Annotated in this window: 18 protein-coding genes; 3 read left to right on the forward strand and 15 right to left on the reverse strand. The window is 65.4% G+C overall.

Annotated features, from left to right (window positions below):
• The first annotated feature begins 7 nt into the window (after positions 1 to 7).
• On the forward strand, positions 8 to 1,591 hold the full coding sequence (locus BCV67_RS04395) for a GMC family oxidoreductase (RefSeq protein ID WP_062166637.1): 1,584 nt from the start codon (positions 8 to 10) through the stop codon (positions 1,589 to 1,591).
• Between the two features lie 101 nt (positions 1,592 to 1,692).
• On the opposite strand, the gene BCV67_RS04400 is transcribed toward BCV67_RS04395, so the two are convergent.
• The gene (locus BCV67_RS04400) at positions 1,693 to 3,612 is read right to left on the reverse strand and encodes a M48 family metallopeptidase (RefSeq protein WP_062166638.1); all 1,920 of its coding nucleotides are present in this window, start codon (positions 3,610 to 3,612) and stop codon (positions 1,693 to 1,695) included.
• Positions 3,613 to 3,642: 30 nt separating this feature from the next.
• Positions 3,643 to 4,248 carry a LemA family protein gene (locus BCV67_RS04405; protein ID WP_062166639.1) on the reverse strand — a complete coding sequence of 202 codons (606 nt, stop codon included), beginning with the start codon at positions 4,246 to 4,248 and terminating at the stop codon, positions 3,643 to 3,645.
• Between the two features lie 79 nt (positions 4,249 to 4,327).
• On the opposite strand from BCV67_RS04405, the gene BCV67_RS04410 reads away from it, so the two are divergent.
• Entirely contained in the window at positions 4,328 to 5,746 is a 1,419-nt protein-coding gene (locus BCV67_RS04410) for a serine hydrolase domain-containing protein (RefSeq protein WP_062166640.1), read from the forward strand.
• 1,118 nt (positions 5,747 to 6,864) lie between these two features.
• Here BCV67_RS04410 and BCV67_RS04420 read toward each other — a convergent pair.
• The 10 genes from BCV67_RS04420 to nudE form a co-directional block, all read right to left on the reverse strand.
• A complete protein-coding gene (locus BCV67_RS04420) occupies positions 6,865 to 7,311 on the reverse strand; it encodes a hypothetical protein (protein WP_197430063.1) in 447 nt (148 codons plus the stop codon).
• Between the two features lie 902 nt (positions 7,312 to 8,213).
• A complete protein-coding gene (gene gcvH / locus BCV67_RS04425; RefSeq protein WP_062166643.1) occupies positions 8,214 to 8,609 on the reverse strand; it encodes a glycine cleavage system protein GcvH in 396 nt (131 codons plus the stop codon).
• Positions 8,610 to 8,695: 86 nt separating this feature from the next.
• On the reverse strand, positions 8,696 to 9,817 hold the full coding sequence (gene gcvT / locus BCV67_RS04430; protein ID WP_062166644.1) for a glycine cleavage system aminomethyltransferase GcvT: 1,122 nt from the start codon (positions 9,815 to 9,817) through the stop codon (positions 8,696 to 8,698).
• A 91-nt stretch (positions 9,818 to 9,908) separates the two neighbouring features.
• Positions 9,909 to 10,340: an NfeD family protein gene (locus tag BCV67_RS04435; protein ID WP_062166645.1), complete on the reverse strand. Its 432-nt coding sequence runs from the start codon at positions 10,338 to 10,340 to the stop codon at positions 9,909 to 9,911.
• A 3-nt stretch (positions 10,341 to 10,343) separates the two neighbouring features.
• Positions 10,344 to 11,312 (reverse strand): SPFH domain-containing protein, encoded by a 969-nt coding sequence (locus tag BCV67_RS04440; RefSeq protein WP_062166646.1) that lies wholly within the window; start codon positions 11,310 to 11,312, stop codon positions 10,344 to 10,346.
• Positions 11,313 to 11,378: 66 nt separating this feature from the next.
• A complete protein-coding gene (locus tag BCV67_RS04445) occupies positions 11,379 to 11,681 on the reverse strand; it encodes a DUF962 domain-containing protein (RefSeq protein ID WP_062166647.1) in 303 nt (100 codons plus the stop codon).
• 39 nt (positions 11,682 to 11,720) lie between these two features.
• Positions 11,721 to 12,044 (reverse strand): YnfA family protein, encoded by a 324-nt coding sequence (locus BCV67_RS04450; protein WP_062166648.1) that lies wholly within the window; start codon positions 12,042 to 12,044, stop codon positions 11,721 to 11,723.
• Positions 12,041 to 12,862: a nucleoside triphosphate pyrophosphohydrolase gene (mazG, locus tag BCV67_RS04455; RefSeq protein WP_062166649.1), complete on the reverse strand. Its 822-nt coding sequence runs from the start codon at positions 12,860 to 12,862 to the stop codon at positions 12,041 to 12,043. Before mazG ends, BCV67_RS04450 begins: the two co-directional genes overlap by 4 nt.
• 77 nt (positions 12,863 to 12,939) lie before the next feature.
• The gene (gene cysQ / locus BCV67_RS04460) at positions 12,940 to 13,749 is read right to left on the reverse strand and encodes a 3'(2'),5'-bisphosphate nucleotidase CysQ (protein ID WP_428999500.1); all 810 of its coding nucleotides are present in this window, start codon (positions 13,747 to 13,749) and stop codon (positions 12,940 to 12,942) included.
• Positions 13,746 to 14,294 (reverse strand): ADP compounds hydrolase NudE, encoded by a 549-nt coding sequence (gene nudE, locus BCV67_RS04465; RefSeq protein WP_062166650.1) that lies wholly within the window; start codon positions 14,292 to 14,294, stop codon positions 13,746 to 13,748. Before nudE ends, cysQ begins: the two co-directional genes overlap by 4 nt.
• 124 nt (positions 14,295 to 14,418) lie before the next feature.
• On the opposite strand from nudE, the gene BCV67_RS04470 reads away from it, so the two are divergent.
• On the forward strand, positions 14,419 to 15,153 hold the full coding sequence (locus tag BCV67_RS04470) for a 16S rRNA (uracil(1498)-N(3))-methyltransferase (protein ID WP_062166651.1): 735 nt from the start codon (positions 14,419 to 14,421) through the stop codon (positions 15,151 to 15,153).
• 540 nt (positions 15,154 to 15,693) lie between these two features.
• Here BCV67_RS04470 and BCV67_RS04475 read toward each other — a convergent pair.
• From BCV67_RS04475 to BCV67_RS04485, 3 genes are read right to left on the reverse strand one after another with little or no spacing between them, the layout of a single operon-like run.
• On the reverse strand, positions 15,694 to 16,170 hold the full coding sequence (locus tag BCV67_RS04475; protein WP_057628824.1) for a chemotaxis protein CheW: 477 nt from the start codon (positions 16,168 to 16,170) through the stop codon (positions 15,694 to 15,696).
• Positions 16,171 to 16,195: 25 nt separating this feature from the next.
• Positions 16,196 to 17,542 carry a chemotaxis protein CheB gene (locus tag BCV67_RS04480; RefSeq protein ID WP_156455756.1) on the reverse strand — a complete coding sequence of 449 codons (1,347 nt, stop codon included), beginning with the start codon at positions 17,540 to 17,542 and terminating at the stop codon, positions 16,196 to 16,198.
• On the reverse strand, positions 17,529 to 24,431 hold the full coding sequence (locus tag BCV67_RS04485) for an Hpt domain-containing protein (RefSeq protein ID WP_062166653.1): 6,903 nt from the start codon (positions 24,429 to 24,431) through the stop codon (positions 17,529 to 17,531). Before BCV67_RS04485 ends, BCV67_RS04480 begins: the two co-directional genes overlap by 14 nt.
• Positions 24,432 to 24,457: the final 26 nt, after the last annotated feature.

A 24,457-nucleotide genomic window follows, 5' to 3' on the forward strand; every position in this document is an offset into this window, starting at 1 on the left:
GAAAGCCGTGAAGGAATTCGACTACATCATCGTCGGCGCGGGCTCGGCCGGCTGCGTGCTGGCCAACCGGCTCAGCGCCGACCCGCAGCTGCGGGTACTGCTGATCGAGGCGGGGCCACGCGACTGGCATCCCTTCATCCACATGCCGGCCGGCATCGCCCGGCTGGTCAACAACCGCCGCGTCAACTGGAGCTACGACACCGAGCCCGAACCGGCGCTGGGCAACCGTCGGCTGTGGTGGCCGCGCGGCAAGGTGCTGGGCGGGTCCAGTTCGATCAATGCGATGTGCTACGTGCGCGGCGTACCCGGCGACTACGACCGTTGGGCGCAGGCCGGCGCCAGCGGCTGGAACTGGGACAGCGTGCTGCCGTGGTTCCGCTACAGCGAAGGCAACGCACGCGGTGCCGATGCGCTGCACGGCGCCGATGGTCCGCTGCAGGTCGCCGACCTGCGCTACGTCAATCCACTCAGCCATGCCTTCATCGCCGCCGGGCAGCAGGCCGGTTACAACCACAACAACGACTTCAACGGCGTCCAGCACCAAGGTGTCGGTCTGTACCAGGTCACGCAGAAGAATGGTGCACGTTGCTCCTCAGCGGCCGCGTACCTCGCGCCAGTGCGCGCGCGGGCCAATCTGCAGGTACTCACCGGCGCATTGGTGGAACGGCTGCAGATCGACGCAGGGCGCGTTACCGGCGTGCACCTGCGCGTGGGCGGCAGACGCGAGCAGTTCCGCGCCGCTGCCGAAGTCCTGCTCAGTGCCGGCGCGATCAACTCACCGCAGCTGCTGATGCTGTCCGGCATAGGCCCGGCCGATGCGCTGCGCGCGCATGGCATCGACGTGCAGCTGGACCAACCCGGCGTCGGCGCCAACCTGCAGGACCATCTGGATATCTGCACGCTGTACCGCAGCGTGCCCGGCGTCAGCTACGACCGCGCCAGCGAAGTGATGATCGGCCTGAACTACTTCCTGCGCGGCCACCGCGGTGCCGGCACCAGCAATGTGGCCGAAGCCGGTGGTTTCCTGCGCTCGCGGTTCGCACCGGATGAGCGTGCGGATATCCAACTGCACTTCGTCCCGGCGATGCTGGACAACCATGGTCGCAACCGCCTGCCCGGCGATGGCTACACCCTGCATGCCTGCTACCTGCATCCGCGCAGCCGTGGCCATATCGGCCTGCACAGTGGCGACCCGGCCGCACCTGCGCGCATCCACGCCAACTACCTGAGCGATGCGGAAGGCTTCGACATGAAGATGATGGTCGAGGCCGCGCGCTTGAGCCGCGACATCCTGCAGCAGGCGGCATTCGCCCCCTGGCGCAAGGCACCGCTGTTCCCCGAGCGCGACGACCTGGACGATGCCGGTCTGGAGGCCTTCATCCGCGCCAAGGCCGAGACCATCTACCACCCGATCGGCACCTGCAGAATGGGCAATGACGACGCTGCCGTGGTCGATCCGCAGCTGCGCGTGCGCGGCGTCGATGGGCTGCGGGTGATCGATGCTTCCGTAATGCCCACCCTGGTCAGCGGCAATACCAATGCGCCCACCATCATGATCGCCGAGCGCGCGGCCAGTTTGATACTGGGCTGAGTGCGCGGCTTTTCAGGCGACAACCCCAAGCAGCGCCGCTGCTGGCGGGTTGAAGAGAGGCCGGCGAAAACGAGCCTGCCTGCCTGCCTGCCTGCCCGCCCTCAGCCCACCTGCAGCATCGCCGGCAGCGGACAGTGCAAGGTGGCGCAGATGGTCCGCAGCAACTCGGCCTCGGCGACGTTGACGCGCTGGTTGTGGCTGACGGTTGCAGTCACCGCTTCCACCAGCAGCTGCTTGGCCAACGGGTCCATCGAATCCAGCGGCGCCCATACCGCGTCCAGCGCCAGCACGCCGTTGGCAGGTGGCGCGTACGGCAGGTGATCCTGCGGCAGTATCCGCTGCAGGCCAGCCAGGTAGGCACGGCGTGCGGCGCCCTCGTCGCCGGGGTTGCCGGCGCGCGCAACCACCGCCAGCAGCGTGGCGAACTCCTTCTGCACACTGGTGGTCTTGCGGCGGCCGAAGTGCAGATGGCGCGAGGGATCCAACGCCGCCTGTACCTGCACCAGCAACAGCCGCGACAGGCAGTATTCGAACAGGGAGATGCGGCCATCGGCATGCGTCAGCGCATCAATGCAGCGCATGAACGCATCCAGCTGCGGCCGCGGCAGGCTGCGCAGGGTCGGGAACGCCAGTGCCGCCAGCGGCAACCGCAGCGCCGCGTGCAGTTCGCGCAACGGCCCCGTCGCCAGGCTCTGTACGCTGCTGGCCATCGGCTCGCCCAGCGCGCGACGCACGGCTTCGCGCTGCTGCGCGGCAACGGATGCATCCGCGTCCAGCAGCATCGCCAGCAACAAGGGTTGCGCCGATCCACGGTCACCGGCCAGCGCCCGCAGCGGTGGCGGCAGACTGCCGGCCAGGTGCACCGCCTGCTGATAGTCATCATCGGCCGGTGTGCCCACCTGTGCGGCGACCTGCGCCGGGTCGACGCGTACCGCTTGCGACGCGCCCGGCAACAGCGCATCCACGCTGAGCGCGTCGTGCCCCGCCAGCCCCAGCGTGCGATCCTCGGCCAGGCCATCCGGCGGTGCGCTGTACCAGCCGCCGCGCAGCGTCTGCAGCTGCTCGGCGCGAAACCACGGCTCCAGGCGTTGGATCCGCTCCACCAGCGGCGGGTGGGTGGCGAACCAGGGGGAAAGGCGCAGCCCTTCGCCGAACAACATATGGCTGACTTCCTCGGCACCGGCGCGATCGGCCAGGTGGGAGCCATCGTCGAGCCCACCGATCTTCTTCAATGCACCGGCCAGGCCCTGGGTCTGGCGAGTGAACTGCACCGCCGAGGCATCGGCCAGGATTTCGCGCTGGCGCGACACCGCGGCCTTGATCAGCCGCCCGAAGAACACGCCGATGCTGCCGATGACAATGGCGGCCAGCGCCATCAACAGCAGCACCAACACCGGCGCGCCGATGCGCCCGAGCCGCACACGGCTGCCGCCGCCTGTATGCATCAGCACCCGCTTGCCGATCACGCTGAGCATCAGGATGCCGAACAGCACGCCCATCAGGCGGATGTTCAAGCGCATGTCGCCATTGAGGATGTGGCTGAACTCGTGCGCGATCACGCCCTGCAGTTCATCCCGGTTGAGCCGCTGCAGCGCACCGCGGGTCACCGCGATGGTGGCATCGGCCGGCGAATAGCCGGCGGCGAACGCATTGATGCCGGCGTCCTGTTCCAGCACGTACAGTCGCGGCATCGGCACGCCGGAGGCGATGGCGATCTCCTCCACCACATTGCGCAGGCGGCGCAGGCTGGGGTCGCGGGTGTCGGCGGCAACCTCGGTGCCACCCAGCTGCACGGCCACCACCTCACCGCCAGCGCGCAGCGAGCGGATCCGGTACAGCGAGGCCAGGCCGATCACCGCCAGGGTCAGCACGCTGCTCCACAGCACCATGCGTAAGCTGCCGCTGCCGAGCCACACCAGCACATTCACCAACGCCACGATGGCGGTCACCGCCAGCACAAACAGCAGCACCAGCCGCGCGGAATTACGCCGCGCCTGTGCCTGGTGTTCGAAGAAGTTCATCCCGCGCCCCCGGTTACGCCCGTGTCAGAGTCAGAACTGCACCTTGGGCGCCTCACGCACCTGCTCGCGTTTCTCCACCGGGATGTCCAGCAGGGCGGCGGTCGAGAAGTTGAACATGTCGGCAAATACATTGGCCGGGAAGGTCTCGCGGCGGTTGTTGTAGCCCATCACCGCGTCGTTGTAGGCCTGGCGTGCGAACGCAACCTTGTTCTCGGTGCTGGCGAGTTCCTCGCTGAGCTGCATCATGTTCTGGTTGGCTTTCAGCTCGGGGTAGGCCTCGGCCACCGCCATCAGCCGGCCCAGCACCCCGTTCAACTGCCCCTGCGAAGCGGCCAGCTGCGCCATCGCCGCCGCATCGCCCGGATCGGCCTTGGCCGCGGCCAAACCTGACTGGGCGGCACTGCGTGCGGCAATCACCGCCTCAAGGGTCTGCCGCTCATGGCCCATATAGGCCTTGGCGGTCTCCACCAGGTTCGGAATCAGGTCAAAACGCCGTTGCAGCTGCACGTCGATCTGCGCAAATGCGTTCTTGTAACCGTTACGGGCACGCACCAGGCCGTTGTAGATCCCCACGCCCGCTGCGACAACTGCGACAACCACCACAAGAAAGACCAGCAATATCAAAGCGATGCCCATTCATTCTCTCCCCGTTTGTGCATTGATGAAAAGCGGCGCTAGAATCGCCGACAGCAGTAGCTTACAGGCACCGATCACGATGAAAGACAAGAGCACGCGCCGGCACATTCGTCCGGTGGCATCGGGATTGCTGGGGGTGTTGATGCCCTTCGCATTGTCGTCTACCGCGCAGACACCTACTCACAGCACCACCCTGCCCGCGGCCGCACCGGCCGCCACGGTGTTGCCGGTGAACCTGGAGAATGCGCCCAACCAGTCGCCGACGCAGCCGATGCCCTATCGCACCGCGCTGCGCCCGGAGCAGGTGCAACCGCTGCCGGCGGACTTCAATGTCGCCGCCATCGAATCGCTGGCCGAACAGCTGACCTACGGCAATCGGGTGCCCGGCATGGCCATGGCCATCGTCCAGAACGGGCGGGTGCTGTCGGCACGGGGCTATGGCGTTACCGATATCAGCAACCCGCAGCAGGTGGACGCGCATACCGTGTTCCGGCTTGCTTCGCTGTCCAAGGCGTTTGCCGGCACCATGGCCGGGCTGCTGGTCAACGATGGCACGCTGCGCTGGGACAGCAAGGTCACCGATTACGTGCCCGGCTTCCGCCTGTCCACCCCCGAAGCGACCGACAAGCTGACCGTGGCCGACGTACTCAGCCAACGCGTCGGCCTGACCAGCAATGCCTATGACCGCGATGTCGAGGCCAATGCCGACTATTACTCGCTGACCCAGAAGCTGGCCACCGCGCCGCTCAAGTGTTCGCCGGGTGAATGCTATTCCTACCAGAATGTTGCCTTCAGCCTGGTCGGCGATGTGGTGTTCGCGGCTTCGGGCAGTTTCTACGAGCAGGCTGTCGAGAAGCGCATCCTCAAGCCGCTGGGCATGAATGACGCCAGCCTCGGCCTGGCCGGCATCCAGGCCAGCTCGCGCTGGGCGCGCCCGCATGTACGCAGCCGCAACGGCTGGGTGTCGCTGACGCCCAAGCCCACCTATTACCGCGTCGCCCCGGCCGCCGGCGTCAACGCCAGTGCCAGTGACATGGCGCAATGGTTGCTGGCCCACACCGGCCACCGCCCCGATGTGCTGCCGGCGCCGTTGCTGGCCACGCTGCACGCGCCGCTGGTCAACACCCCCGGCGAAATGCGCTCGGGCTGGCGCCACCAGCGCCTTGATTCAGCCGGTTACGCGCTGGGTTGGCGGGTGTTCGATTACTCCGGCCACCAGGTGGTCTTCCATGCCGGCGCGGTGCAGGGCTATCGCGGCCTGGTCGCGCTGCTGCCGGAACGTGATCTGGGCATCGCCATCATGTGGAACGGCGAGAGCACCCTGCCCAGCGGCATGATGCCGACCATCCTGGATCGTGCGATCGGTTTGCCGGCGCAACGCTGGCTGGATGTGGACACCGACTTTGGCAGCGACAACCTGATGGCCGAAGACGCGGCGCCGGCACGCGGCGGCAAGAAGGGCGCCTCCTCCGACCGCGCGGTGGCCTCACCGCGCTGAGCCGTCCCGCTTTCCAAAGAAGTACCCGAAAGGCGGCCGATGGCTGCCTTTCCTTTTGCGCCGGCAGCCGTTTAGTGCCGAGCCATGCTCGGCAAGGGCATTACCCGTACAACCATGACGGCAGCACCGACCTTGTGGGAGCGGCATCAGCCGCGAAGCTGGCGATGCTTGAGCGGCCCTGATGGGCTGATCGCAGGGAAGCGTGGCGAACTGGCCTTGATCCTCAATGGGCAGACATCGCCTGATCGGATGCGCCACTGGCTTCGCGGCTGACGCCGCTCCCACAAAAGATCGCCATCATGTGGAACCGCGAGAGCAGCCTGCCCAGCGGCATGATGCCGACCATCCTGGATCGTGCGATTGGTTTGCCGCAGCAGCCGCGTAGTGCCGAGCCATGCTCGGCAAAGGCGCTACCCGCAAACCATGACGGCAGCACCGACCTTGTGGGAGCGGCATCAGCCGCGAAGCTGGCGATGCTTGAGTGACCCTTGATGGTCTGGTCGCAGGGGAGCGGGCCGAACAGGCCGGACCCTTCTACGAACAGATATCGCCTGGTCCGATGCGCCATTAGCTTCGCGACTGATGCCGCTCCCACAAAAAATGCAGCACCTGACAGGCGGCCGATGGCCGCCCTTCCTTTTGCGCCGGCAGCATATTCCGCTGGCAGCCGCGTAGTGCCGAGCCATGCTCGGCAAGGGCATTACCGGCAATCCATGACGGCAGCACCGACCTTGTGGGAGCGGTGTCAGCCGCGAAGCTGGCGATGCTTGAGCAGCTCTGATGATCTGGCCATAGGGAAGCGGGCCGAATAGGCCGGACCCTTCGACGAACAGATATCGCCTGATCGGATAAGCCACTGGCTTCGCGGCTGACGCCGCTCCCACAAAAGAAGCGGCATTACCTGGTCGGATATACGGTCGGCTTCGCGGCTTACGCCGCTCCTACAAAAAAAAGGCCGCGGTGCCTGGTCTGATGCGCTACCGGCTTCGCGGCTGATGCCGCTCCCAGAGCGGCGGCCCCAAATTGTCGCGCTTCCCGTCTGCCAGCCGCGCATAAAAAAACTCCCTCCCCGCTGGGCAGTCGGGGAAGGAGTTTCAGGTACAGCTAGTGGAGCTGGATCAGATCAGCGGCGCCGGGGTGGCCGGCAGCGCAACCGGAGCGGCCTTCTTCTTGCGAGCGGCCGGCTTCTTCTTCGCAGCAACCTTCTTGGCGGTCGGCTTCTTGGCGGCAACCTTCTTGGCAGTCTTCTTTACGACCTTCTTGGCAGCTGCCTTCTTGGCAACCTTCTTTACGGCCTTCTTGACTACCTTCTTGGCGGCTTTCTTGGCAGTTGCCTTCTTGGCAACCTTCTTTACGGCCTTCTTGGCAGTTGCCTTCTTGGCAACCTTCTTTACGGCTTTCTTGGCAGTTGCCTTCTTGGCAACCTTCTTCACGGCCTTCTTGGCAGTTGCCTTCTTGGCAACCTTCTTCACGGCCTTCTTGGCAGTTGCCTTCTTGGCAACCTTCTTCACTGCCTTCTTCGCGGTTGCCTTCTTGGCAACAGCCTTCTTGGCGACCTTCTTCACTGCCTTCTTGGCGGTTGCCTTCTTGGCAACCTTCTTCACGGCAGCCTTCTTGGCGACTTTCTTTACCGCCTTCTTGGCGGCCGGCTTTTTAGCAGCTTTCTTCGTAGCCATGGTTTGTTCCTCGTCAGTGATCTATGGAATTGAAATGCCCAGTTGAAGCAAATCCGCGGTGTTCGGCGGAGGACCGACGACGCGTCTAGCGCATCGTGACGGATACAGAAACACCCGCGACGGTTCCCGTTGCGGGTGCCTTATTGGAATCAGGGGGGTGTTTCGCGGAAGGAAGCGACTCCTGCTCCACCATCAAGAGAATCCTGGCGGACGTCCAAGTTGTGCTTCGCGTCTGAATGTTGATCCGGCTCACTCGCTTCCGCAGGAAAGGTCTGCTGGGCGAAACCTAATCACGGTTTTTTTTACTGTCAACTATCTTGCCGAAATATTTTTCGGAAGCCTTCAGCCTTCCGCACCCGCGTGCTCGCCGCCGAACCCGGTCTTTGCTCGCCGCCAACAGCGCCGCAACACGCGCCCGGAAAAACACAAAGTAAAAAAACATCGGTAAAAGCGCACTATTCTTTTCAACGTCGGCAACACGCCACTGCGTTGGCGCTACTCCAACGCCATCTCAAAACGTGCGACCGAAGACCTTCCCAGGCCGGTTGCAGCACCCGAAAAAAAGTTTTCCAAAGGCTGCGCTTTGCATCGGTGTTGGATCATTTTGCGCAAACTTTTTGCACCCTTTCGCAGTCCGCAACGGCGCCTGCCAACAGCTCATCGCACCCGCCGACGAACTGTCGCGCCGCGCTTCGACTGTCCCTGATCACCACCGATCATCACCTGATGCTGACATCGACGCAAAAAAAAACGGCCGCTGATGGCGGCCGTTTTTCCGAGGACGACGGGACTCAGTGGTCCTCGTTCTCCAACATTTCGGCGTAGTCGTCCGGACCGAGCAGCTCATTCAACTGTTCCGGCTCGGACAGCTCAACCACATACAGCCAACCCTCGCCGTAAGCATCTTCGTTGATGGTTTCCGGCTTGTCCGTCACCGCTTCGTTGACTTCGACAACGGTGCCGGACACCGGGCTGTAGACGTCGGAAGCGGCCTTCACCGACTCGACCACCGCCGCGCCGACGCCGGCCTGCACGCTGTCGCCGACAGCCGGCAGTTCAACGTAGACCAGGTCACCCAGCAAACCTTGGGCGTGATCGGAAATACCAACGGTGACGCGGCCATTGCCTTCGACACGGGCCCATTCGTGGGACTTGAGGAACTTGAGGTCGCCAGGGATCTCGCTCATGGAACTACTCCGGAAAAACGGTGGTCGGGAAGAAGCGCTAGTTTAACGAACCGGAAGCGAGGTCGCTCCCGGCCCGGTCCTGCAGGTCAAAGATTGATGCCGGCCTGTGCCTGGCCGTCACGCACAAACGGAAACTTCACGATACGCACCGGCACTTCCTTGCCGCGGATATCCACGCGCACCTCGCCCGGTGCTCCGGCGGGGACGCGTGCGAAGGCAATCGCCTTGCCCAGTGTCGGCGAAAAGGTACCGGACAGGATCTCGCCCTCGCCGTTGGCGGTGAGCACTTTCTGGCCGTGGCGCAGCACGCCCTTCTCGTCCATCACCAGGCCGATCATCTGCCGCGCGTTGCCGGCCGCCTTCTGCGCTTCCAGCACCGGGCGACCGGTGAAGTCGCGCGGCGTGCCATCGGCCTGATCGTCCAGGGCAACGGTCCAGGCCAGCGCCGCTTCATACGGGGTGATGGTTTCGTCCATGTCCTGGCCGTAGAGATTCATGCCGGCTTCCAGACGCAGCGTGTCGCGCGCGCCCAGCCCCGCCGGCTTCACCCCGGCGGCCAGCAGTGCATTCCAGAATGCGATTACCGCCGTCTGCGGCAGCAATACTTCATAGCCGTCTTCGCCGGTGTAACCGGTGCGCGCAACAAACAGTGGCACGCCGTCGGCGGAGGTCACATCCAGGCCGGCGAAGCGCGCCAGCTTGTCCAGCGCGGCACGATCATCGGGCGCCACCAGGCCGGCGACCAGCGCACGCGCCTGCGGCCCCTGCACGGCGATGATGGCCAGGTCTTCGCGCTCGATCACCTCCACGCCAAAGGCTTCGGCATGCTGGCGGATCCACGCCAGGTCCTTCTCGCGGGTGGAGGCGTTGACCACCATGCGGAACATGTCATCGGCCAGGAAGTAGACGATCAGGTCATCGATCACCCCACCCTGCGCATTGAGCATGCACGAGTACAGGGCCTTGCCCGGCACCTTGAGCTTGTCGATGGAGTTGGCCAGCAGCTGGCGCAGGAACTCGCGGGTGCGCGCGCCCTTCAGATCGACCACGGTCATGTGGCTGACGTCGAACATGCCGGCGGCGCTGCGGACCAGGTGATGCTCATCGATCTGCGAGCCGTAGTGGATCGGCATGTCCCAGCCGCCAAAGTCGACCATCTTGGCGCCGAGCGAGCGGTGGGTTTCGTTGAGCAGGGTTTTCTGGGTCATGGCCGTTCCACACAAAAGGGGTCCGCCATTATCCCAGATGGTCACTTTTAAAACCTGCGGCACTGCCACAACGGCGGTGCCGCTGCAGCCATCAGACCGGCTGCACCTTGAGCGTCATGCCGTCCACGGCGACCACCCGCACCGCGCTGCCCTGCGGCAGGTCGGGGCCGGCCACTACCCAGAACGCATCATCCACCTTGGCCCGGCCGACGCCGGCATTGATGGCCTGTTCCAGCGTCACCACGCGCCCCACCAGTTGTTCGGCGCGGCGGTTGAGCAGGGGTTGATCGCTGGGCCGCGCACGCTGGCGGAACCAGGTACGGTAGACCTGAATTGATACGAAGCTCAACACCACGAACAGGATGACCTGCAGCAGCACGCTGATGCCGTCGATGGCCCAGACGGTGAGGAACACCGCCGCCGCGGCGATCCCCATCCACAACATGAAAGCGCCCGGCGCCAGCGCCTCGGCGGCGAACAACAGCACCGCCAGCGCTGCCCAGATGACCACTTCCCAGCGCATGGCTCAACGCCCCAATGGCGGCGGGTTGCCGCGTGCGGGCTGCTTGGGCTCGCCTTGTTTGGCGAGGGCCTCCTTGGCCAATTCAGCAATGCCGGCAATGGAGCCGATCACGCCACTGGTTTCCATCGGCATCAGCACCAGTTTTTGGTTGGGCGAGCTGGCCAGCTCACTGAAGGCTTCCACATACTTCTGGGCGATGAAGTAGTTGATCGCCTGCACGCTGCCGTTGGCGATGGCATCGGACACCATGGCGGTCGCCTTGGCCTCGGCTTCGGCGAGCCGCTTGCGGGCTTCGGCATCACGGAAGGCGGCCTCCTTGCGGCCCTCCGCTTCCAGCACCGCCGCCTGCTTCTGGCCCTCGGCACGCAGGATCTCCGACTGGCGGATGCCTTCGGATTCCAGCACCGCAGCGCGCTTGTTCTGCTCGGCCATCTTCTGCTGCTGCATCGACTGCACCAGGTTGGCCGGCGGCTGGATGTCCTTGATCTCGATGCGGGTGACTTTCACCCCCCACGGGTTGGTGGCGTGGTCGACCACGTTGAGCAGCTTGGCATTGATGGTTTCGCGCTGGCTCAAGGACTCGTCCAGGTCCATCGAACCGATCACCGTGCGGATATTGGTCTGCACCAGCGCGATCATCGCCACTTCCAGGTTGGCCACTTCATAGGCCGCCTTGGCCGCGTCCAGCACCTGGAAAAACACCACGCCATCCACGCGCACCACCGCGTTGTCCTTGGTGATCACATCCTGGCTCGGCACGTCCAGCACCTGCTCCATCATGTTCACCTTGCGGCCGACGCCATACACAATGGGCACCAGGAAATGCAGGCCGGGGCTCATCGTATGCGTGTACTTGCCGAAGCGTTCCACCGTCCACTCGTAACCCTGCGGCACCATGCGTACCGTCTTGAACAACACGATGACGCCGGCGATGACCACCACCAGCGCCAACACCCCTGTTCCGCTGCCCATTGCCCACTCCTCGTGATGATGGATGGGCCGAGTATAGCCACGGCCCTGGAAGGATCAGATGCCCGTCTACAGGCGCAGCCGCCCACGCAGAATGTCGACGAACATCACCCAGTCGCCGGCAAATGAATAGAAGGGATGGCGGAAGGTGGCCGGCCGGTTCTTCTCGAAGAAAAAGTGCCCGATCCAGGCAAAGCCATAACCGCACAGCAGCGCCAGCCACAGCCAGCGGCCCTGCCCGTTCCACAGCGCCAGCGCCACGCACACCAGCACGCAGCAGCTGCCGATGAAATGCAGGCGGCGACTGATGTGGTTGCTGTGCTCGCTCAGGTAGTACGGATAGAACTGGCGGAAGCTGCTGAAGCGCGACATGGCCGGTACCCTGGGGCGGATGCGGCCAGCATAGGCGTTTCAGCTGCTGCGTGGGGCGAACATGATCACCGCCATGCCGAGCAGGCACAGGCCGCCGCCGAGCAGGTCCCAACGGGTAGGTTTGACCGAATCCACCAGCCACAGCCACAGCAATGCCGTGCAGACGTAGACTCCGCCATAGGCGGCATAGACGCGGCCGCTGGCGGCCGGGTGCAGGGTCAGCAACCATGCGAACAAGGCGAGGCTGGCGGCGGCCGGCAACAGCAGCCACGGGCTGCCCTGCTGCCGCAGCCATAGCCACGGCAGGTAGCAGCCGATGATTTCCGCCAGCGCGGTGAGCAGGAACAGGGCGAAGGTTTTCACCGCGCCGCATCCTTTTCCTGCTGTTTCACCGCCTGCCAAAGTGCTTCCTGCGCGGCCAGATCCAGTGCCGACATCGGCGTTGCCTGGGCCGCTGCCAATGCTTCCATCGCACGGAAGCGGCGCTCGAACTTGTGGTTGGCGTGGCGCAAGGCGGTGCCGACATCCACCTTGGCGTGACGGGCCAGGTTGGCGCAGACAAACAGCACATCGCCCAGTTCTTCCTGCAGCCGCGCCTGGTTATCCTGGCCACTGGCGGCGATCTCGAACTCGGCCTGCAGCTCGTCGATCTCCTCGCGCAGCTTGTCCAGCACCGGCGCCGGGCTGGGCCAGTCAAAGCCGGTGCGCGCGGCGCGCGACTGCAGCTTGGTGGCACGCAGCCACTCCGGCAGACCGCGTGAAATACCCGCCAATGCCGAGCCATCCTGCTCGCCCTTGGCCGCGCGTTCGCTGCGCTTGATTGCATCCCAGTTGGCCAGCACTTCGTCCGAATCACTGACCTCGGTGTCGCCGAAGATATGCGGGTGGCGACGGATCATCTTGTTGCTGATCGACGCCACCACATCGCCGAAATCGAAAGCGCCCTGCTCGCTGGCCATCTGTGCATGGAACACCACCTGCAGCAGCAGGTCGCCGAGCTCGTCCTTCAACTCCGGCAAGTCGTTGCGGTCGATCGCATCGGCGACTTCGTAGGCTTCTTCCACCGTATACGGCGCGATGCTGGCGAAATCCTGCTCCAGGTCCCATGGACAACCGGCCTGCGGATCGCGCAGCCGCGCCATGATCTGCAACAGGGTCTGGATATCGTTCAACTCGGACATGCGCACACCTTCTTCATGACGACGACGCCGGCAGACGCCGGCGTTTGGGGTTGTGGATCAGCGGTTGAGCGCAGCCATCACAGCCCGGCCACCCAGTCCTGCCACGGCAGCGAGGCATCGCCCAATGCGACGAAGTCGCCATTGAGCAGACGCGGCCGCTGGTTGTAGGCAAAAGGCACACCGTCGTCGGCAGCCAGCACCACGCCGCCCGCCGCTTCCAGCACACATTGACCAGCGGCAGTGTCCCATTCACTGGTCGGGCCAAGCCGCGGATATACGTCGAGCGTGCCTTCAGCGATGCGGCAGAATTTCAGCGACGAGCCCTGCGCGACCAGCTCGATCTCGCCCATGCGTTCCAGCAAGGAGGCGGTGCGCGCACTGGCATGCGAGCGGCTGGCCGCCACCCGCAATGGCGACGCCGGCGGCACCCGGGTGCTGATCGCATCCTGCTGCTGGCCGCTGCGACGCCATGCCCCGCCACCGCGCTCGGCGTGCCAGATGACCTCGGTCACCGGCGCCTGCACGACGCCAAACACCGACACGCCATGCTCGATCAGCGCGATGTTGACGCTGAATTCGCCATTGCGCTTGATGAACTCACGGGTGCCATCCAGCGGATCCACCAACCAGTAACGCTGCCACTGGCGCCGCGTCTCCCAGGGCAGCTGCGCCGACTCTTCGGACAGCACCGGGATATCCGGGGTCAGCCGGGTCAGCCCATCCACGATCAAGCGATGTGCGGCCAGATCGGCGCTGGTCACCGGACTGTCGTCGGCCTTGTGTTCGATATCGAAACCGTTGGCGTAGACCTGCATGATCGCCGCGCCGGCCTGCTGGGCGATCTTCAGCACGCCTTCGCGCAGCGCTTCATCGATTGAAGGGTTCACGCGCCACCTCGCAGCCACTCTCGGGCGATGAACAGGGCCGCCAGCGAACGCCCTTCGGAAAAATCCTCGCGCAGCATCAGCTGGTCCAGCTCGGCCAGCTTCCACAGCACCACTTCCAGCTCCTCGGGCTCATCGCCGGGCAGACGCTGCGGATACAACTGGCGCGCCACCACCAGCCAGGACTGGTGACTCATATAAGTAGGTGCAAGGCTCAGGCTGCGCAGCACATCGAGCGAGTGCGCGCCGTAACCGGCTTCCTCCTTGAGCTCACGGTCGGCGGCCTCGATCGGGCTTTCGCCCGCGTCGATGCGGCCCTTGACCAGGCCCAGTTCGTACCGGTGCAGGCCCGCAGCGTATTCACGCACCAGCAGAACGGTCTCGTCGTCGAGCATCGGCACCACCACCACCGCACCATGCCCGCCGCTGACCAGGCGCTGGAAGTGCCGGCGTTCGCCGTTGGAAAACTCCAGATCCAGCTGTTGTTGGCGGAACGGGCCGATGTGTTCTTCGACCACGTTGTGGATCTGTGGAAGCCGGCGACTCATGCGCCGCTCCGGGCAAAAGGACGGTAGACCGATAGAATGCGCATTGGCAGATACGTTTTCATGACGTTGAAATGCTAGCAGACCCAGCCGCCCCCCATACGGCACCGCCTTTGCGAGATCACCGATGCGTCTTACCCGTTGCCCGATTGAACTGCCACTTGCCGCCGGCCAAACCCTGTCCCTCCCAGAAGAGGTGGCCAATCACCTGGTGCGGGTAATGCGCCTGCGCGAGGGGGAAGGCTGCATTCTGTTCAATGGCGATGGCCACGACTATGCGGCCACGCTCAGCGCCATCAGCAAGCGCGAGGTACAGGTGCATATCGACAGCGCGCAGGCGGTGAACAACGAGTCACCGCTGGCCATCACCTTGCTGCAGGGCATCGCGCGCGGCGAGAAGATGGACCTGATCCTGCAGAAAGCCACCGAACTGGGGGTCAGCCGCATCATCCCGGTCAATGCCGAGCGCACCGAGGTCAAGCTGGATGCGGCGCGCGCGGAGAAGCGCATCGCCCATTGGCGCAATGTCGTCGGCTCGGCCTGCGGCCAGTCCGGGCGTGCCCGCATTCCGTCGATTGGCAGCCCGCAGGCGCTGGCCGCTGCAACCGCAGCGCTGCCGGAGCAGACCCTGCGGTTGACCCTTGATCCCTTGGGCGAACATCGCCTGGCCTCGTTGCCGAACGCACCGGCCAACGGCGTGGTCATCGCGATTGGCCCGGAAGGCGGCTGGTCGCCGCGTGACAGGCAGCAACTGGGCGAGGCCGGCTTCCAGGGCCTGCAGCTGGGCCCACGCATCCTGCGCACCGAGACCGCAGGCCTGGCCGCCATCGCGGCCCTGCAGGCGCGCCTGGGCGACCTGTAGCGCAGAGCGAGGCTCGGCTGGGGCTCGGCTGGGGTGTTACAAACAAATCCGGTGTGGGCTTGTAGCAGCGGCGTCAGCCGCGAAGCTGGGGATGATTGCACTACCAAGAGGTCCGCAATCTGATGGACTGCGGGCTTCGCGGCTTACGCCGCTCCCACAATCTGCAGGGCCCGCGAGCTTCAGGATCGCCGGGAAACCTCTGCCGAGCATGGCTCGGCACTACAGGTAATCATGCGCCGCGTGTAGAGCCGAGCCATGCTCGGCTGGGGCATTACCGCTGCAACCACAGACCCCACACTGTGGGAGCGGCATCAGCCGCGAAGCTGGGTATGGTTGCACCATCGAGAGGTCCGCAATCTGATGGACTGCGGGCTTCGCGGCTGATGCCGCTCCCACAATCTGCAGGGCCCGCGAGCTTCAGGATCGCCGGGAAACCTCTACCGAGCATGGCTCGGCACTACAGGTAATCATGCGCCGCGTGTAGAGCCGAGCCATGCTCGGCTGGGGCATTACCGATGCAACCACACGCTGCGGGGCGGGTCAGCCTGCGGCTTCGGCCAGGGCCAGGATCACCGCGCTTTCAACCGCGTCCAAGTCCGGCAACAAGGCGCTCTGCTCGCCCAGCAGCACGCGCATATGCACGCCTACCGGCAGGCTCTCTTCCGAGGCGTCGGCCAGCAGGCCGTCACGCGGCACTGCGATCAACTGCGGGAAGGACTGGGTCAGCAGAGCGAAGTACGGCAGGTCCGGGTTGCCACCCAGGGCCTTGAGCACCACCACCTTGTTGTTGCTGCCGACCATCTCGTGACCGTGGCCACTGAGCCCGGCGTAGGACAGCAACGGCACGCTCCAGCCATGCCACGCGATCTGCCCCACCAGCCAGGCCGGCGCGTTGGCGATCGGCTCGACCGCCACGCGGGACATCATTTCCGCCACCGTCGCGTTGGGCAGCAGCACACGCTCGGTGCCAGCCTGGATCAGTACCCCACGGACTTCATCGTTGTTTGCGTAGCTCATCGTCAGTTCCTGGGTCGCGCAGCGGTCACGCCGCGCAGTGCACAGCCAATTCGGCGGCGAGGTATTCGGGATCGCCGGCGCTCATGCCGGCCACAGCCAGCTGGCTGGCAGCAGCCGGGTCGTAGCAACCCTCACCGATCTGCCCCGCCACCCAGCCACCCTTGCCGGCGAAGTCCAGCACCGGCGCGACCATCGCCACATCGGCACCACTGAGCATCAACACCGCGCTGCGGTCCGGTTGCAGGGCCTGCAGCAGATCGCTGCCTTCGGCGCAGAAGCGCAGGCCGCCAGCGGCCGACTCCACACCGATGACGTCGGGAAGAATATAGATCTCGCCCGGGTTCAGGCTCTGACCGGGATCGGCCAGGCTGACCGGCAGCGGCGTTGCCCGTGCCATCTGCTTGACCAGGTTGGCGTAGCGGCCGCCGTCCAGGCGCAGCTGCACCAGCACCGGGCGCGAAAAATCTTCCGGCAGGCCCGCCAGTACGCGGCGCACCGCATCCGGGCCACCAATGCCGGCGATCAGCAGCACCGCACCATTGCCCTGGGCAACGGCGTCGTCGATATCCACCAGCGACAGTTCGCTGTTGAGCAGGCTGGCCAGTGCCGGTGGCGGCTCGGCGGCGGCCGGCGTGGCCGCAGGCGCCTGGTAGCCGTCGTCGTCAAGCAACGACCAGCTGCTGAAGTCGCCGATCGGTGCCGGCGCGGGCGCCTCATTGCGGGCAGGCTCGGCTGCAGCCGTCACCGGATCCGCCGGCAGCGGCGGCGGCAGCGCGCCCTCGGTCGAGGGCTGCGCGGCACCGGCGATCAGTTCTTCGAACGACAGCACTTCCACATGCGGTTCACGCGCGCTTGCCGGCACCTCATAGATTTCATCGGCCGGCAGGTCATAGGCCTGCACCTGCGCCTCATCCAAATGGAACTGCAGCGGCGCATCCAGATGACCATCGGCCGGACGCGGCGGCAGGCCGGGTTGCAGGGCGTTGGCCGGTTCGGCGTCTTCATGTTCCAGGCCGGGCGGCAACACATTGCCATGACCCTGCAGCTTGGCTGCCAGATGACGGATCCAACGCTGTGCCTCCCAGCCCTCGCGACGCGCGGCCAGTTCGGCTTCCTCGAACAGCAAGGCCAGTTCCGGGGTTTCCAATACCGATTCCAAGCGTTCCAGCGCGTCCTCGACCGCCGGTTCCAAGGCAACCAGCACCACCTGCGGTGCGGCCGCGGCCAGTGCGGTCGGTTCCAGCTGATTGGGGTCTTCTTCCAGCACGATGCGGCCACCGGCGGCGACCAAGGCTTCGCGCAGGCGATCGCGGGCGGCGCCGGCACGGGCCAGCAGGGCAACCGGCTTGGCAGTGTCGTCAGTCGCGTGCACGGGCGATCCCCAGCAGGTCATAGACATTGCGCATCAAATCCAACTCCTGGTACGGCTTGCCGAGATAGCGTTGCACGCCAATCTCGAATGCGCGCTGGCGATGCTTGTCGCCACTGCGCGAGGTGATCATCACGATCGGGATGTTCTTGTAACGCGGATCGGCACGCATCGCGGTGGCCAGCTCGTAGCCGTCCATGCGCGGCATTTCGATATCCAGCAACATCAGGTCCGGGATGCGCTCTTCCAGCTGCTCGAGCGCTTCCACGCCGTCGCGTGCGGCGACCACATCCAGGTTGTGACGTTCCAGCACGCGGCCGGTGACCTTGCGCATGGTCAGCGAGTCGTCGACCACCATCACCAGCGGCACATGGCGCTGGCTGCTGGCCTCGATCACTTCCACCGTCTGCTGCGGCTGGGTCAGATGACGACGCACCAGCGGTGCCACGTCCAGGATCACCACCACATTGCCTTCGCCGGTGATGGTGGCACCGTAGATGCCCGGTACCGAGGCAATCTGCAGGCCGACCGGCTTGACCACGACTTCGCGGTTGCCCAGCACCTGGTCGATCGCCACCGCTGCACGCAGGTCGCCGGAGCGCACCAGCAGCAACGGGATCTCGGTCTGGCCTTCGGCCTTGGCGGCAACCTGGCCCACCAGGGTGCCCAGGTTGTACAGGCTGAAGTCTTCGCCGTTGTAGTGGTAACCGCCCTGCCCCGACTCGAAACGCTGGCGGGAGATGCGGCCGATACCGCTGACCGATGCCACCGGCACCGCGTAAGTGGTTTCGCCGATACGCACGAACACCGCCTGGGTGACCGCCAGCGTCTGCGGCAGGCGCAAGGTGAAGGTCGCACCCTGGCCACGCACCGAGTGGATGTCCACCGAGCCGCCAAGCTGACGCACTTCGTTGCGCACCACGTCCATGCCGACACCACGCCCGGACAGCTGGCTGACCTGCTCGCTGGTGCTGAAGCCCGATGCAAAGATCATCTGGTCCAGCTGGGTATCGTCGATCTGCTCGCCGGCACCCAGCAGGCCACGCTGCTCGGCACGGCGACGGATTGCCTCGCGGTCCAGGCCGGCACCGTCATCGCCGACTTCCAGCACGATTTCCGAGCCTTCGCGGCGCAGACGCAGGGCGATTTCGCCTTCTTCCGGCTTGCCTGCGGCAGTACGTGCAGCCGGCTGCTCCAGACCATGGGCAACCGAGTTGCGCAGCATGTGCTCCAGCGGCGCGACCATGCGGTCCAGCACATTGCGATCGAGTTCGCCGTGGGTGCCTTCCAGCTTCAGGTGCACCTGCTTTTCGGTTTCCTGCGCGGCTTGGCGCACCACGCGACGCAGGCGCGGCACCAGGCCATCGAACGGCACCATGCGCGCACGCATCAAGCCGTCCTGCAGTTCCGAGCTCACACGCGACTGCTGTTGCAGCAGCGTGTCGTAGTTGCGCGACAGATCGTCGAGCACACCTTGCAGACCGCCCAAGTCGGCTGCCGATTCGTTCAGCGCACGGCTGAGCTGCTGCAGGGTGGAGAAACGGTCCAGTTCCAGCGGATCGAAGGTCTGGTCGGCCTGTTCGTGCTCGCGGCGGTAACGCGCCACGATCTGCGCTTCGGTTTCCAGATCCAGACGACGCAACTGGTCGCGCAGACGTGCGTTGGTGCGATCCAGTTCGGCCATGGCGCCACGGAAGGCACCCAACTGCTGCTCCAGGCGCGAACGGTAGATCGCCACTTCACCGGCGTGGTTGACCAGGCTGTCGAGCAGGTCGGCGCGTACACGCACCTGTTCCTGTCCGCGCGGTGCGCCTTCTTCTTCGGCACCGGCCTGTTCTTCGCGCAACGGCGCGGACAAGGGCTCGATATGTGGCAGCGGCTGCGGCTGCACCGATTCCGAAGCAACCTCGGCAACCACTGCATCCGCCGGGCTGGCCGCCTCGACCGGTGCCTGTGCGGCTTCGGCACGGCCATCGGTGCGGGCCTCGAAGGCTTCGATCAGATCCGTCGGCATCAGCACCGCACGGTGCTCACCGGTACGGGTCAACAGCTGATGCAGGCGATCGAAGCCACGCTCCAGCAGCTGCACGTCGCCGCGGGTGATTTCGGTACGGTTGGCTGCAACGGCTTCCAGCAGCGACTCGATGCCATGGCCGAGGTCGCCGATGGCGTTGATGCCGGCCATGCGTGCGCCACCCTTGAGGGTATGCAGGTCACGCTGCAAGCCGGCCAGGGCTTCGCGGTCTTCCGGCGCCGCGCGCATGTCGTTGATCAGACCATCGCAATGGTCGAGCAGGTCCTTGCCTTCCTCGACAAAGATGTCGACCAGTTCGCGGTCCAGATCGGCGAAGTCCAGCGGGCCGGCATCCAACTCGTGGATGGCAACCGCAGCCACCGTTGCGGCGGCCTGTTCCGGCAGCGCGGCGGTCAGCGGGGCCAGCGTGGCCTTGCTGTCGGCGGCGGAAACGAACGATGCCGGTTCGGCATTCTCGAACGTTCCGGCGGCGTCTGCCGCGTGGTTCTGCCGCGTGTCTTCAAGCACTGCCGCTTGCTCGGTCCCGGCGTCGTCTGCCGGCACGTCCTGTTCAATCCCGGCTGCGACAGTTTCTGCTGCCTCTACCTGATCAGCGGACTCCAGTTCGGACACGAGCGCTTCGGCTTCGGCTTCGGAAACAGCAGCATCTTCAAGCGGCGCGACTTCCGCAGGCACCTGCTCGGCGTGGGCGTCGGTCACGTCGACGTGCTGATCGAGATCCTCTTCCAGCGCGATCGGCTGCTCCACCTCGGCGGCCGGCATTTCCGGCTGCGCAGCGTCTTCGCCCTGCGCTGCGGATTCCGACGCCTCGGTGGGTACTTCGGCTTCGGCTTCGGCTTCGGCCTGAGCTTCGACTTCGACGACAGCTTCTGCCTGCATCGGTTCGTCCTGGAGCAGCGGCGTGCTGTCTTCGTCGGCCGGCTGCGCGGCAACCGCAACAGCCTGCACATCGTCCTGGTCGTGCCCGAGCTGGGCTGCGTCTGCCTCGGCAGCAACCGCGCTATCGGCAACTACGGCAATGGCAACGTCGTCGGCGAGCTCGGCGGGTTCGGCAGCGCGCGGCGCATCGATCGCTTCCTCGGCCTGTGCCGGTGCAACCGCATCGGACACGACACCCCAGGTCGACGCACGCACGGCGTCGTAACCATCCACCGCAACTTCCGCCTGCGGCGAAGACTCTATCGCTGCGGCGGTGTCATCGTGCATGCCCAGCTCGTCGCTGGCCGCGATGGCCGGCTCGCCTTCATCAGCGGGGTCGGCCTCGACTGCGGACGACAGCGTTTGAGCTTCAACCGTGTCGGCAACGACAGGTGCGGCCGAATCAGCTTCAGCAGGTTCGGCCAGGTTTTCGGTGTCTGCAACTGCGCGCAAGCCGGTCGGCAGGAGGATTTCCGGCTCGAACTCGGTGATCGCCGGTGCGGCGTTTTCCAGCGAAACGCTGTCACCCGGCGTTTCGTCCAACAGGCTGGAATCGAAGTAGGCAGACAGGTCTTCGACACCGACCAGATCGGCGCTCATGTCGCTGGACGCCGCCAGCGGCGCCGGCGTATCGATGTCCGTCGTGACCAGTTCTTCTTCGGCCACCATCGGCGGCCACTTGGCATCGGGCAGGGTTCCGACCAGCGTCTGCAGGCGCTCGGCCACTCCCGGGAATGCCGGGATGCGGGGCGAGGCCTCGCGCAAAGCGGTGATCGTGGTGTGCACGGCAGCGGCCATCTGCGCCAGCGCTTCCACGCCTGCGGCGGACGGCGTAACCGCCGCTGCCAGCGAGCGCTTGACGAAGGTTTCGGCCGGGCTGGTGATCTGAGTGATCACCGGCACATCGGTCATCGCGAACGCGCCACTCATGGTGTGCACGGCACGCAGCAGATCTTCCGAAACCGGTTGCGGCTGTGCCTTGGAACCGGCCAGCCAGGTGTTGACCGTGTCCAGATGCGCGCCGATTTCGGCTTCCAGGATCTCGCGCAGCACCTCGTCCACCGAGGCCGGGGTACCGGACGCGTCGTCGTGGTCGGCGGTGGCAGGGCCGGCATCGGCCGGCGCAGCCGTTTCGGCAGCCTCCGCGACCGGGCTGCGGTCATCCGCCGGTTCGGCGTCGGCAACCGCGCTGGCACCGACGATGTAGAACGCCTCTTCGCCTGCGGCAACGCGATCCGCCACATCCTGTATGCCCAGCAGATCGGAGTGGATGCTGCCTGCGCCACGCAGGGCGGCATTCAATTCCGGCAACACCTCGTAGGCCTGCGTCACCGCAGCCAGGACTGCAGGACTGGCGGGGCGGCTGCCATCGAGCACGCGGTTGAGCATGCTCTCGATCTTCCAGCTGAACTCGCCCAGGGTGCGCGCACCCACCAGACGACCACTGCCCTTGAGGGTATGGAACACCCGGCGCACCGGGCGCAGGCGTTCCATGTTGGCCGGCGCCGCGCGCCATGCGGGCAGCAGGTTGCCCAGGTTTTCCAGCTCCTCGTCGAATTCCTCGATGAAGACTTCACGGATGTCCTGATCGATGACGTCGCCGCCGTCGATGAAGCCACCTTCAAGCTGGTGTACCGGCGCTGCAGCCTTGGCAGGCGCTGCGCCATTGATCGCCGCCTCGGCCACATCGGCGGTGACCAACTCAGGCTGCAGCGATGCCGGCAGCGCGAACGGATCAAATGCTTCGGCCGCGGCATCGAGCTGCGCCATGAACGCGGCGGTTTCCGTATCGAGCTTGGAGACGGGCTCAACCAGCATGGAAACCGGCTCGATCGAGGCAACCTCCAGGCTGTCGGCGGGCGTTGTTTCCAGCGTCAGCGCATCGCCGGCAATGCCGGCATCCGACGCTGCAGGCGCAGCGTCCAGCTCCCAGCTGTTGGTCGTCTGTGCAACGGGCTGCGTGCCGGCATCGAACGCCGGGCTGACCGCTTCCAGTTCCGCACTGAAGAACACGTCGCCATCGGCAAGTTCGCGCTTGGCCAGCTCGGGCGCCTGCGCCGAGGCGGCTTCATCGCCTTCCAGGGTGAGCAAGCTGTCGTCGAAACGGTAGATATCGCCTGCGCCGGCAACCCCTAGGTCCTCGGCGGCAACCGGATCGAAGGTCGCGGCAAACGATGCAGGTGTGGGCGATTCCGCGCCAGCACTGGATTCCTGCCCTTCAAGCACCAGCGGGGCAAGCTGGAAGCTGCTGTCATCGGACAGCGATGCTTCGGCGGTGACCGGATCAAATGCGAAATGCGTCGTAGCGGTTTCCGCAGCCGGGGCCGGCGCTGCGAGCGAATCGTGCGCGTCCTGCCCCTGCGACGGCTGTACCGGCGTAGCTACGGCATTGATGGCTGCCCCGAATACCAACGGGTATTCGGCCGCTGCAGGCTGCGGCTTGTCGTCACGGTCAAGCGGCGGCAACGGCGGCGGCATGACCGCCGCAACGCTGTCCGACGAGGGCTCGGTAACCACCGCATCCGCTGCGGCGGACACGTGTTCATCGATGCCAGCACCGGTGACGGTGAAAGAATCGGCCACCAGCGGCGCCTCTGCCAGGGCAGCCTCTGCCGATGCGACGGAATCTGCATGCGTTACCGCGGCAGCCGCGCCGGCAACCGGCGCCAAACCGCCGGTCATGGTCGCCTGCACTGCCGGAATCGGCCAATAGCGCAGGGTTTCCAAACTGGTGCGGGTGATGTCGAGGATTTCCTCGCGGCCCGGGCGGCGATCGCGCAGGGCTTCCAGGAAGTATTCCAGGCTGGCCATCGCATCGGCCAGGGTGTCGAGCTGACGCCCGCTGGGAATGCGTTGGCGTGCGATCAGTTCAACATCGATGTACTGGCGCACGGCCTGCAGGTAATCGGCCGGTACCGGCAGTTCCAGCATGCGCAGGGCACCGGACACTTCGCCCAGCAGACGCGGCACCTCGGACAGGCGTGCGTGGTCCCAATTGGTCTCGATGAAGGCCACGAACGATTCGCGTGCGGCGGTGAAGTTGGCAATGGCTTCATGCGCCAGCACTTCCACCGTGCGACGGGTTTCCACCGAGCCCGGATCGTCTTCGCCGGCGACATTGGCGCCCAGATGGGCGACCTGGTCATCCAGCGATGCGTCCACGTACAACAGCGCACCGGCGATATCCAGCAACAGGTTGTCGTCGATCTGGCGGCTGCCGTTGGCAACCTCGCGCAGGGCGTCGCGCTGCTGCGCGACGATGCCACGGGCAACGCCCAGGCCCATCACGCCGAGCGTATCGGAAACGGCGCCCAGCTCGTTGACCTGCACCTGCAGGTCGGCCGGATTGCCGTCCATGCGCATATGCAGATCGAGCGCATCCTTGATGCGCATCAGTTCTTCCTTCACCGCACTGCCAACCGTGTCGAGCAGTTCGCGGTTGCGCCCACTCAAGCTGCCACGTGCGTGCTCCAGCTCATCCGGGCTGGCGTCGCTGGCGTCGGGGTTGAAGTCGAACAGTACGCTTTCGTTGATGCCCTCAGCGCCGCGTGCGGCACGGATGTCATTGAGCAGCGGCAGCAGCACGATCGGAATATCGCGGTGGCCGTTCTGCAGGCGTTCTAGGTAATCGGGCAGCAGCACGGTGCCACGCATCAGCGTGGCGCAGGCTTCGTCGCGGTCCGGGATGGCACCATCGCGTACCGCATTGGCCAGCAGCTCCAGCTCCTCGGCCACCATCGCCGGGGCGTACAGCTCGACCATGCGCAGCGTGCCCTGCACCTGGTGCAGGTAGCCGGCGCAGAAGCGCATGCGGCTGCTGTCATTGGGTTCTTCGACGTAGGCCTCGACCTCGTTGCGCACCTGGCGCAGGGTCTCGTCCAGCTCGGGTTTCACCCAACCCAGAGCTGCGTGGCTCATCGCATCGCGCAAGGTACTCATCGCACTCCCCCGTGCAGCATCAATTG

Origin of the sequence: Stenotrophomonas nitritireducens, from assembly GCF_001700965.1 — a bacterium.
GTDB lineage: Bacteria > Pseudomonadota > Gammaproteobacteria > Xanthomonadales > Xanthomonadaceae > Stenotrophomonas > Stenotrophomonas nitritireducens_A.